Source organism: Chryseobacterium rhizosphaerae (genome assembly GCF_003385455.1).
Taxonomy (GTDB): Bacteria; Bacteroidota; Bacteroidia; order Flavobacteriales; family Weeksellaceae; genus Chryseobacterium; species Chryseobacterium rhizosphaerae.
In genome coordinates, this window is sequence record NZ_QNUF01000005.1 from 146,181 (window position 1) to 158,084 (window position 11,904).

8 protein-coding genes are annotated in these 11,904 nt (G+C 38.8%); 4 read left to right on the plus strand and 4 right to left on the minus strand.

Annotated elements, in window-relative coordinates; genetic code table 11:
• Positions 1–333: 333 nt before the first annotated feature.
• Both DRF57_RS06235 and DRF57_RS06240 read right to left on the minus strand, forming a co-directional pair.
• Positions 334–1,182: a sialate O-acetylesterase gene (locus DRF57_RS06235; protein WP_115917470.1), complete on the minus strand. Its 849-nt coding sequence runs from the start codon at positions 1,180–1,182 to the stop codon at positions 334–336.
• 1 nt (position 1,183) lies between these two features.
• Positions 1,184–1,750 (minus strand): TetR/AcrR family transcriptional regulator, encoded by a 567-nt coding sequence (locus DRF57_RS06240; protein ID WP_115917472.1) that lies wholly within the window; start codon positions 1,748–1,750, stop codon positions 1,184–1,186.
• Between the two features lie 243 nt (positions 1,751–1,993).
• Between DRF57_RS06240 and DRF57_RS06245 the strand changes: the two genes are divergently transcribed.
• The gene (locus DRF57_RS06245) at positions 1,994–3,241 is read left to right on the plus strand and encodes a hypothetical protein (RefSeq protein WP_115917474.1); all 1,248 of its coding nucleotides are present in this window, start codon (positions 1,994–1,996) and stop codon (positions 3,239–3,241) included.
• Positions 3,242–3,510: 269 nt separating this feature from the next.
• Here the strand turns inward: DRF57_RS06245 and DRF57_RS06250 are convergent, their stop codons facing one another.
• Both DRF57_RS06250 and DRF57_RS06255 read right to left on the minus strand, forming a co-directional pair.
• Positions 3,511–4,215, minus strand: a complete 705-nt coding sequence (locus DRF57_RS06250; protein WP_115917476.1) for a hypothetical protein — start codon at positions 4,213–4,215, stop codon at positions 3,511–3,513.
• Between the two features lie 498 nt (positions 4,216–4,713).
• Positions 4,714–5,172, minus strand: a complete 459-nt coding sequence (locus tag DRF57_RS06255; protein WP_115917478.1) for a hypothetical protein — start codon at positions 5,170–5,172, stop codon at positions 4,714–4,716.
• A gap of 734 nt (positions 5,173–5,906) precedes the next feature.
• Here DRF57_RS06255 and DRF57_RS06260 point away from each other — a divergent pair.
• The 3 genes from DRF57_RS06260 to DRF57_RS06270 all read left to right on the plus strand — a co-directional run bounded on the left by DRF57_RS06260 (position 5,907) and on the right by DRF57_RS06270 (position 11,886).
• Positions 5,907–7,085: a right-handed parallel beta-helix repeat-containing protein gene (locus DRF57_RS06260; protein ID WP_123863294.1), complete on the plus strand. Its 1,179-nt coding sequence runs from the start codon at positions 5,907–5,909 to the stop codon at positions 7,083–7,085.
• Between the two features lie 19 nt (positions 7,086–7,104).
• Positions 7,105–10,587 (plus strand): RCC1 domain-containing protein, encoded by a 3,483-nt coding sequence (locus tag DRF57_RS06265; protein WP_115917480.1) that lies wholly within the window; start codon positions 7,105–7,107, stop codon positions 10,585–10,587.
• Positions 10,588–11,451: 864 nt separating this feature from the next.
• Entirely contained in the window at positions 11,452–11,886 is a 435-nt protein-coding gene (locus DRF57_RS06270; protein WP_115917570.1) for a bleomycin resistance protein, read from the plus strand.
• The last annotated feature ends 18 nt before the right edge of the window (positions 11,887–11,904 follow it).

Consider the following 11,904-nt stretch of genomic DNA (forward strand, 5'->3'; position numbering starts at 1 on the left):
ATATATAATTTACTGTAAAAATAGGTAAAAAAGGTTATGCTGGAAATATCTGGCCAAATAGAGTAGAAGAGGAGAGTGGTGTTATTTTAAACACTTTAGTTATTTTAGATAATAAGCTTTGTGCACAATAAGTACACCTAAGAGAAAAAATCTTTGATTTTTTAAAAACTGAAGTGTCCTTTTATCCGATGTCATTTTACACTAACTTAAGTGAACTAAAGTGTTTAGGATAAAAGCTTTTGTGCCTTTTGTGGTAAAAAACATTCTTATGAAATAAAAAGTTTACACAGCTTTATAAAAAAAAACAAATATAAAGCTGGTATATCACCTATTTTATCTCCCACTTAGGATAGCCAATTCGGCCAGATAATCCTTAGGGTCAATATTCCCAACGGCAAACTCATGTTCCAGCAGCTTTATTTTTTCTGTTTGGGTGTACGGGCGATTATACATTGCAGCCAGTCTGTCTTCTTCATCATGCAGAGGATCGGGAAGATGTTTTAAATCCCGAAAAGCGTTATAATACCTGATACCCAATATTCTTTGGGACAGAGCATTGAAGTGAATGCCATCCGCATTGGCTGTAAGTTCTTTGGCGGTAACAAAATAAGAGTTGGCATGAGTCCTGGCAAAATCTTCCAATGCTTGATTAATTAAAGGGTAGGACGCAAAATATTGCCCAAAGATTCCATGGGATAAGAAGTCTCCTAAACCGCCTATTATAAGTGGAACTTCAGGAATATACAATTCCCGGCGTAGTGCCTCCATAATTACAGAAAACTTTTCACCGTATTGCTCAGCTTTTTCCGGAGAACAGTCACTTTCACCCTGATGCCAGAGGATGCCTGAAAGCTGGCTTGTTCGTTGTGCAAGTCTGGCCTGTGATATCGCATTTTCAAATAAGGCACCTCCCACCGCCCAGTCATCAAGGCTGGTTCCTCCATCTGCACAGGGAATTAATCCTATCTCATGCTGCTCATTGTCGAGCCTCCACGCAGCGGCAAATGAAGAGGCAAGCCCCACACCGGCACTGGGACGGTCAAAATTAATAGGTTCAGACATGATTTGCCATAGTCCGTTTCTTTGCATCTTAATATGTTCATCATAGATAGCAGGGACTTCTTTGCTATAGCCACGGCCAGCCATATTAGACTGACCAATCATTAAAAAGGAATGTATCATTTTATCTGTTTAAAGGTATACCTATACTTCTGCTGAATGAAAGCCAGGCCAGCTTCTTTACTTCATTCTGGGCAATATCTCCGGATCTGAATGCGGTGATGGTTGCGGTAATCACACTGGTGAAAAGAATTCTTATCCAGGGTAATGGGAACCGGTCATCTATTACCTGTTCTTTTTGTAAATCCCGGATGGCACCAAATAGCTGATTTCTTGTTTTAAAATAGGCTGCACTTTGTTCACTTTCGTAGGGTATAGAAGAGGATTTTATGTCGTCATTGAGTTTAATGAGAAAAGCATACTTTGTTCCGCTGTCAATTCCTGCATATAATAAATATTCGAGTTGTATCAGGGGATCTGTGGAACGGTTACAGGCGTTTATCGCTGAAAGTTCCCATGCTTCCATCATATTCTTATGGCATGCTTCTAATAATTCCTGACGATTTTTAAAATACCGGTGAAGAGTTCTCCGGTTAATGCCACAACGCACGGCAATATCTTCAAATGTTGCCGAAAAATTCTCATTTAAAACTGATATAGCAGTATCAATAATTTTTTGCTGTGTACTCATCTGTTTTTCATTGCCTCAAAATTACGACAAATGTCTCAAATATGAGACATTTTTTTTAAATGATAGAACTTTTCAATAGACAGGCGGCTATGGAGTGCTGTAAAGGGGTGGCAGAATCATAAAATTAATACAGATTTAATGCTGAGGTTACCCCAATAAAAACGGAATCTGCTAGTTTCGTACGCAATTTATAAACGGTTGTTAAAACGTTTTTATCCCTTATCACACGCCAAAAAACGAATCATGATTCAAAAACAATTTCTTGGATGGATGTTTATGCTTACCCTGGCAAGCGTTGGATGCCAGAATAACGAAATGGCTTCAGCTTCAATGGAGGAAGAGCTTCCGTCAAAATCCAGTGCCAGCAGAGCTGCTACAGAAGTCAGTGTCAATCCTTATGTAGACACCAGTACGTATATCAGTTCAGGTTTTAGCTTTTTAAACCCATCCCAGGTTAATAAAAACCGCCAGGCCATTGGCGGAAATGCATATACCGAAGTCTATGGATTCAATATTCCGGAAGAAAACAGGGTAAGAGGAATCCGCTGGAACGCCGATGATGAAACGACCTCCATCTGGCGGCCACAGGGCATTGCCGGGTTTACCAGAGATGGTGTCCGTTATCTGTTGGTGAGCTGGTATGCAAAAGATGATGCCGAATATAAAGGTTCCCGCATTACCCTGATCGACATCAGCCCTAGTTCAAGTACCTATCTCACGTACCGACATATCCTGCTGGTGCAGCCTGATATCCCTGCCAGTACCACCACGCATACCCAATATAGCTCTTACGCCCCATTGAAAGTACATGCCGGAGGGATTGCCTATTTGAAAGGTAAGATTTATCTCAGCAGCACGAATCTCGGGGTTCGGGTATTTGATCTGGATAAAATCATTGAAGTCAGTACCGGGGACACGACCAATGAAAAATGTGGTAAAGATGCCAACGGTAACCTATTCGCCTTCAATTACCGGTATATATTGCCCCAGACAGGGTATCAAAAGATCAATAACGCCAATCCTTTTTCCACCATACAGGTCAATGAGGAAGGCACTCAGTTCTGGACCGGACAATATTATGCCGGCAGTGCCGATGCTTCCATTGTCCCACAAGTCTTTGGCTTTCCTGTAGATGCCAGTGGAACACTTCAAAACTCAGGGATTGTTGCCGTAGCGCCTAAAAACAGCCTTTTTGCCGATAGTCATGCCCACGGCATCCAGGGCGTATTCCGGAAAGGAAACCGTACATGGCTTTCCTGCACCGGATCTCCAAGCAACTCTTACGGTTCCAATGCAAGACTCGCCCGGTATACCGATGGAGCCGATGACACCGTACGCTACCGATGGCCCTATGGTGCGGAATCCCTATATTATGAATCTCAATATAACTATCTGTGGAGCCTCACAGAATATGAACCCAATGCCGGAGCCCAGAATGGTAGCCAGGTCAATAGATGTATTTTTGCAGTGGATTTTTCGAAGTATGAATAGAGGAATATAGAGTAGGATTAAAAATAAAAAGCATCATTTTTGTAATGATGCTTTTGTTTTTATTGCTATTTTGAAATATAATCTTCGAAGTCGGTAGGCTGTAAAGAGCGCCATATATTAACTAGTCAGTTTGCCTTATTTTATTTTTTTTGAACCAATCCCTTATATGTTTAAAAAATTCTAGATGAATATTCTGTAATTTATATATGTTTATCTAATTTTTTTTATCAATTCCCACAGCTATAATCCTATCAATTGAGGCATTTTTCTTAGTTATTATTAATAACTGGAGCGAGTTCCTTTTTTAATTCGTCAAATTCTTCTTTGGTCATCATATCAATTTCCACTAGTTCTTTTGCCTCTTTTAATTTTGCAATCGCTTCATCTCTGGTCATTTTTCTATTTTTCAAAAGAATTTCACCAGACTCAATACCTAACTCCGTATCCAGTACGCTTAAAAATTTATTTATTCCAAAAGCTCTACCATTTATTTCTCCCAAAATCATAACTACATATAAGGGTTTATTTTTACTGCCCCTATGATATGTTTTTATTTCATTTACAATAACTTTAGTATTCTTTAAACTATTATCTGCCATATTCTGTGCATCACCACTCATAGCAGACATTATACTTCCAAATCCAGCTGGTCTTCCCAATTGTATAAATTCATAAGTTTTTTTTGAAGTACTTCTTGATTGTGCAACACCCCCTCTTGCTCTACTGCCATAACTGCCTGAATAAGTTCTCGTATTCATTTCTTGAGAGGTAGGAGATCCCAATATTAAAGTATCACCGACCTTCACACTATTTTTATTGGTTGTGATATATTCCTTAATCTGTGCACCATTTTTAATGGAGTTGAAAAAATTGATATCCTGAGTGTTTTCGTAAGTCAACAAATTAATATCTTCTTGAGCTTGAATAGTGATTACTGATAAAAGAATAGTAAAAAAAGTAATTGTTTTTTTCATAGTCGTTATTTAATATATTAGTTTTCTTGATATTTCTGCTGACCTTTAAATCTATGGCATTGCATTAATCGAGTTTATATAACTTTCGTTAAGCTATTTCTGCTAGTAATTAAAATTAAATGCTATCTACCTTATTCGTTATTATAATTGATTGAGAGTTACCAAAATATAGTAGTTTTAATTATAATTTTAACTGTATATTTATTGTTTTCAACTAATCCCCAAATATACTTATTCCAATATTACTCGAATTACGGCTTCCAGTAAACAGCAAAAATAAGCAGCAATCCAAAATTTCCAATCAGTATTTTCACGGAATTTCATAAAGATTTCAAATAAAGATATTCTTCGAAGTTTCGGTAATTAATCAAAAGAAAACCCTAACGAAAGTTGGGATTTATTATTATGTAATTACAAAATTTTTATTACTATTTATTCGAAATAGAATTTCCAAATTCTGGCGACTTCAGCGAGCACCAACCAGGAAAGTTAAAAAACCTAGCGAACAATAAGATATATTCCAACACCAACTGCGGCATACGCAACAACGGTAATAATATCAGCTATGGGTTGTGAAAAACGTTTTTCGGCAATTTTCTCGGCATTGATCTGGTTCTTATGGAATTTCAGAATTTTCTTGGGATTATGAACGGGGTGTGCTACGAGGCTGTCGCTTTCCCACTTGTCAACGATTACTTTATAGGATCTGCCTTCAACGTCAATTTTAACATTTTTACCAGATGCCAGTTTCTCCTGAATATTCACAGGAGCAGGGGCTTGTGGTGCGTTCAGGCTTTCAGCGGGCGTATTTTTCATTTGCGGAGCAGTAGTACTGGTGGTATTCTTTTTAGAATCCTGCTTATTGTCGGCGGCCGGATCCACTTGTTTTTTTACCTGGTAGGTATAGCAACTGCTCAGAGAGAATGATATAATGATGAGATAAAGATACTTTTGCATGAGCTAAATTTAAGAATTAAACGGAATATGTAGGAGTTTCTTTTAAAAGATCCTGTAAAAAAATATCGAAAGTCTTTATTTTTTTATGAAACCATTGTACAAAGTCTCCTGACTTAGAGCCTGCAAAATAAAAAAAAATCTTTGAACATACTTCAAAATCAGGAGACTTCAGAGAACAGGGGAGCGGAGATAAAAATTCCTTTTTACTTTTTTAGTTTTGATGATCCATAATAAAAATATACTTTTGTAATCAACAACATAAAGTAACAAATTGTGTTGTTTCCTCTAAAAAACTAAAAACTAACCAGAAAACTAATTACATCATGAAAAATGAACAAAACTACGCTGTGCCTATTTTTACGGATACGTCAAAACTCATTGTTTCCATCAATTTAAAACAATACTAAGTTATCACAATTTTTTAGCGCCATAAACCATATAGGGCTTATTTGATTATTTCTGCCAACCAGAGATAGAGAATGACCGGTACTTTCGCTTTCGATCTGGGGGCGGGCAATGCCTTTATTGAAATTTAGGGACGTTTCATGCGGTGCCAGTGATGCTGCTGTTTGAGCTAAGGACCTCTTTCAAAGTCAATGGTTATTCATGGATGTAAACCCTTATACTATAATCCTGTGCTCAGCAATAGGATGGATGGGAAAATGGCAGCTAACGAATGATTTAAAAACCAAGCAATATAATTTAATATTAAACTCATTAATTTTTACACTATTATGACAAAGAAACTACTAATCATTGCCTTCACAGGCTTATCGTCTACTATGGCTTTTGCAGCTGATTTATATGTTCGGAATGGGGGAGCAGGCGGTGCTTATCCTACCGTAAGTACGGCAATCACAGCGGCTTCAGACGGAGATCGTATCATCATTCAGCCTAAAGCGAATGGAGAGGCTTATGTAGAAAATCTGATTATCAACAAATCGCTGACTCTTGTTTCCGAAACCAATTATGCCAAATATATAATTCAGGGAAATGTCAGCATCAATCCGGCAACAGGAAGAACGGTGACCATCAGCAATCTGAGTTCAGGTTATTACGGCATTTACAATGTAGAGGCAACTTTCCCAATAGGTACAGGAAGAACTTTCATTAATATTGTGAACTGTGATCTGCATAATGTTTTGACAGACAAAGTCAATTTCACTACAAACATCTCTGGCTGTACAATTAGTGGAAACCTGAAGTTTTCCCACGGAAGATGTACCGCGAACAAAGCACAAAGTATTGCCGTGGTAGCTACGCAGGATAACAGTCCTATTGGATCTGATATTGAAGTGTATGGTAATGTATCTAAATCATTTATATCCAACTCACAGGCCAATTATAATTTTAAATTCAGCAATAATTTTTGTGCCGGTATTTATATCTATAATATTAAACCGGGAAGTTCTAACGAAATCACCAACAACACCATCTATAATCCTTCTCCCGCAGATATGGGTCCGTTGTACGTTAACTTAGGTAATAATATCAATTTGGGGAATATTCTTATGATGAACAATGCCGCTTCTTTTGTGGTAGGAGGCACCAATGCCTGCATTCAAAACAAAAGCACTAGCGTGAGTATAACAGCTAGCTACAATGTATTCACCAATACTTTTGTAACAGAAGGTAATATGACGCAAAGCGACAATTCAGGATCAATGAACCTGAACTTCGACAATCTAGCATATACTCTAACCGGTATGAATGTAAATGCCGGAAATCCTGGTATAAAATACACCGATTTAGACTTAACAAGAAACGATGCCGGGCATTACGGAGGTTCTAATAGCTGGGCTAATTACTGGCCTGCAAATAATGATAATAAACCTCAGGTAAATTATCTGTCAACGCCAAGATCTATTACCAGCGGAACTTTTAACATGAGTGGGTCTGGTTTTTCTAAATAATTTCTAATGATATAACAATATGAAAAATTATATCTATAGTATAATTGCTTTGTTGATGGTCATGTTGTGTCCGGCACAAGTATTGATCAACCAGGCAGAATATTTTTGGGATATCGATCCGGGAACAGGAAACGGAACTCCGGTATGGGCTGCCGACGGAACTTTCGACAATGTTGTGGAACAGCTTTCCAAAACAGACATTGCTACGCCGGGTACCGGTTTACACAAATTTTATATTCGTGTCAAAGACAATACGGGAGTTTGGGGACCTGTTTTTACCAACATTATTGATATTAAGTCCAATCAGGCCTCGGCAATAATCGCTGTTTCCCAGGCTGAGTATTTTTGGGATACAGATCCCGGAGCAGGAAATGGGAATCCCATATTGGCTGCCGATGGGACTTTTGACAGCGTTATCGAACAACTCGCTACAACAGGCGTTGCCACACCGGGTAGCGGATTGCATACATTCAGTGTCCGTATCAAGGACAATATGGGCTTTTGGGGACCTGTTTTTACCCATGTCATTAATATTCAGCAAACTTCAGCCTCTCCCATAATCGCTGTTTCTCAGGCTGAGTATTTTTGGGATACTGATCCGGGCGTAGGAAATGGAATCGCTTTATTGGCTGCCGATGCAAATTTTGACGGTTCTTTTGAGCAACTGACTGATGCCGGGATTGCTCTGCCTGCTAATGGCCTGCATGTGTTTAATGTCCGTGTCAAAGACAATACGGGTATTTGGGGTCCTGTTTTTAGAAATGTTATTGATATACAGACCACAGCTTTTACAGGCTGTTGGCAAACCCTTATTACCAGAGGAGACTATTCGGTAGGACTCAAAACAGACGGAACATTGTGGGCATGGGGTGCTAATAGCGATGGACAAATAGGGGACGGAACCACAACTTCCAGATCTGTTCCTGTAAAAGTAGGAACCGCAAATGACTGGAAAAGCATTTATGTTGGCCATAGACATACCCTTGCCATTAAAACAGATGGTACCATGTGGGCATGGGGAGATAATGCATATGGGCAATTAGGTGATGGAACTGTAATTGACAAAACAGTTCCGACTCAGATAGGAACCGCAACAAACTGGCAAAGTCTTGGTGGTGGAATTGAACATTCAGTAGGACTCAAAACCGATGGGACACTTTGGACCTGGGGACGTAACAACAATGGGCAGCTGGGAGATGGAACTACAGTTTCAAAAAATATCCCAACACAAATAGGAACCGCCACCAATTGGAAAAGTATTCGTGCTGGAAATCATCAGACGTTAGCGATAAAAACCGATGGAACGCTCTGGGGATGGGGAATTAACACCTCCGGACAACTTGGAGACGGAACTTCGGTTTCAAAAAATATCCCAACACAAATAGGAACTGCTGCCAATTGGAAAAGTATTGATACAGGAATGCAACATTCGGTAGGACTTAAAACTGACGGAACGTTATGGGCCTGGGGAAATAACAATAATGGACAGCTGGGAGACGGAACTACAATTTCAAAATATACCCAAACACAAATAGGAACCGCAACCAACTGGCAAACTGTAGCAGTTGGAAATGGTTTTTCATTTGCAACGAAGACAGACGGAACAGTTTGGTCTTGGGGCAGCAATAACTTTGGGCAGTTGGGTAATGGTACCACTGGAGGAAATAGTACATCACCTGTACAAGTAGATTCCTCTTCAGACAATATGCAGGTTTTTGCCGGAGAAAGTCATATTCTTGTACAAAAATTTGATGGTTTTCTAAAAATTTGTGGACGAAATGATAGCGGGCAGTTAGGTGACGGTACGAGAGTTAACAAAAATGCATTTATTTCTATGGTTTGCCCTGGATATTGTATTCCTCCAACACCATTTTCATCAACCAATATCACTGCTGAAACGGCTACTCTTAACTGGACAGCAGCTACTGTGACTCCTGGTCAAGGGTATGTGTATCTTTATAGTACCAGCCCAACAGTGGGAGGTATTCAAGGATCTGTTCCTTCTACTTCTACAACAGCAAATTTGAACAATTTACTGCCTGACACCACTTACTATTGGTGGGTAGCATCTAATTGTGGATTCAGCCCCTTTACATGGATGCAGGGAGGTTCCTTTACTACACTTCCTACCACTGCAACCGGCTGTTGGCAAAGTGTAAGTGGAGGTGTTGATTACTCAATGGGGATCAAAACAGACGGAACATTATGGGCCTGGGGAGATAACTATGATGGACAGCTGGGAGACGGAACTATGATCATTAGAAAAACCCCAATACAAATAGGGACCGAAAATAATTGGACAAAAATAGTTGCCGGGTCTAATTTTTCAATAGGTATGAAAGCCAATGGTACAATATGGACCTGGGGAGAGAATAACAAAGGGCAGTTAGGTGATGGAACTACCACCACGAGAAATATTCCAACGCAGGTAGGAGCCGCCACAGACTGGGTGGATATTGCAACGGGAGAAAAACAGACGTTTGCTATAAAGTCAGATGGGACACTTTGGGCCTGGGGCTATAATAACAGGGGACAGCTGGGTGATGGTACAATCATTAGCAAAAACATACCTGTGCAAATAGGAACTGCAACAGACTGGCAAAGTATCGCCTCCGGACAATCTCATACCCTTGCTATAAAAACAGATGGAACGCTATGGAGCTGGGGAGAAAATTATTATGGACAATTGGGTGATGGTACTGGAATAGATGTAAGTTCCCCTATTCAAGTAGGAACTGCAACGAATTGGAAAACTGTTACTGCAGGAAATGATCATTCAATAGCCATAAAAACAGATGGAACATTATGGAGCTGGGGGTATAATAACAGGGGACAATTAGGTGATGGAACTACAACCCGAAAGAATATTCCGACCCAAGTAGGAACAGAAGCCAACTGGCGAAGTGTGAAGACTGGTATATATAATTCTTCAATAGCCATAAAAACAGATGGAACATTATGGAGCTGGGGGTATAATGGCTGGGGACAGTTAGGTGATGGTACAGAGATAGATAGACCTACACCAATGCAAGTAGGAACTGCAACTGACTGGCAAAGTATTGCTATCGGAGCTGATAATGCACTTGCGATAAATACTAAAGGATCGCTGGCAATCAGTGGCTATAATCTCAAGGGACAGCTAGGAGATGGTACTTATGTTCAAAAGAAAATCTTCATACCTGTTGCTTGTGGTACAGGTAGCGGTACTGTTCAGAAAGTTTCGACTTTAGCTAAAGCTGGTTTAGCGGTAGATGAAGTTTCTACAAAGGCAGATCATCTGAAAGTCTATCCAAATCCGGTACAGGATATCCTGACCATTTCATTTGATCAGAAGATGCTGTCGGTAGCGGTGTACAATGCTGCGGGACAACAGGTGCTTACAAAGGTAATCAATGATACGAAAGGAACGATTGATGTTTCCGGACTCGTATCAGGGGTTTATCTGGTTAAAGTGAATGCTGCTCATGACCTTGTAAGAATGGTGAAAGTGATCAAGCGATAACCTGTAAAACCTTAATACAAAAACTAAGATTTCTTTAGACTTGAAATCTTTAAAAATAGCGCCACTTATCTTTAAGTGGCGCTTTTATTTATAATGAACAGAAAAACAAATCACCGCTGCCGAACGAATCCTTTCGTACGGTTTTTATTTCAGTTTAAACTTTTATTTTAATGACAAATCGAAGATGATCTCCTTTCAGTCGATGAATGTTGTTTCAACGGAGTTAAAAGTCACAGAATATTTTTAATACTGTAGTTATTTTTAAGTTTCCAGCTTTGTGAATATCAAGTACACTAAAGTTTTATGAAAATCTTTGATTTTCTTCTAAAGTGTACTTATTGATGTAGGAAGCGACTCACCTTTCTTAAGTGATCTAAAGTGTTCCAAATAATAGATTGTATGAATTTCATTGTGTTTGAAGAATTGGAAATCTGTAAAAGTTTAAACAGGTTTTTATAAAAATGTCAATTCTACTTCTTATACAAATCTTTATCTAAATCACATTCCTTAAGTTTTTTTTTAATTAAAAAGATCATGTAATGATGCCGTGTTTTTCTAACGCAAAGTTTTAGCTTCATTATGCATATTTTCAGGGAGCAAAGAACAGAATCAACTTCGTTGATTCGTCGAAGCGTATGCATAGCCATATCGCTTCATCAGCGACATTGTCGCCTTCTTTGCATCCTTATAACTCAAAGGCTTGAATCTTTTCTTTGCGTTTTTTTTTAAAAGCAGCTTTCCTTTTTACCGTTGCTGCCGTATTATTGTATCATGCAGCTTTTATTTCAACCCCTTTCTCATAAAGTTTTTATCTTTGATTCAGGACATTTTGAGATAAACCAGCTCAAAAACTATTCAATAGCTATGAATGCAGATACTATAAAATTTAACAGGTTAATTCCTGAATTATTGGTGACCGATATTGGCAATTCTAAGAAGTTTTATATGGAACAATTGGGATTTATATTGGAATATGAAAGGGAGGAAGACTGTTTTGCACTGATTTCATATGAGGGCGCTCAGCTTATGCTTGAGCAGGACAGTTCCGATTCATGGTTGACTGACCAGCTTGTTTTTCCCAGAGGTCGGGGTATTAATTTTCAGATTGAAGTAAACTGTCTGGATGATATTATTGATAAAATTGAAACGAATAAGTTAGCTTATTTTAGAGAACCGAAAGAAATATGGTATAGAATAAATACGATGGAAGAAGGTGTTAAGGAGCTCCTTATACAGGATTCTGACGGATATCTTTTGAGATTTCAGCAATATCTCGGAGAACGGAAAGTGAGTCAATAAACCGGTTACATCTCATCT

Bases quoted from the DNA above. Each gene is read 5' to 3' on its own strand.
- DRF57_RS06235 (WP_115917470.1), bottom strand. From the start codon at position 1,182: ATGATACATTCCTTTTTAATGATTGGTCAGTCTAATATGGCTGGCCGT.
- DRF57_RS06240 (WP_115917472.1), bottom strand. From the start codon at position 1,750: ATGAGTACACAGCAAAAAATTATTGATACTGCTATATCAGTTTTAAAT.
- DRF57_RS06245 (WP_115917474.1), top strand. From the start codon at position 1,994: ATGATTCAAAAACAATTTCTTGGATGGATGTTTATGCTTACCCTGGCA.
- DRF57_RS06250 (WP_115917476.1), bottom strand. From the start codon at position 4,215: ATGAAAAAAACAATTACTTTTTTTACTATTCTTTTATCAGTAATCACT.
- DRF57_RS06255 (WP_115917478.1), bottom strand. From the start codon at position 5,172: ATGCAAAAGTATCTTTATCTCATCATTATATCATTCTCTCTGAGCAGT.
- DRF57_RS06260 (WP_123863294.1), top strand. From the start codon at position 5,907: ATGACAAAGAAACTACTAATCATTGCCTTCACAGGCTTATCGTCTACT.
- DRF57_RS06265 (WP_115917480.1), top strand. From the start codon at position 7,105: ATGAAAAATTATATCTATAGTATAATTGCTTTGTTGATGGTCATGTTG.
- DRF57_RS06270 (WP_115917570.1), top strand. From the start codon at position 11,452: ATGAATGCAGATACTATAAAATTTAACAGGTTAATTCCTGAATTATTG.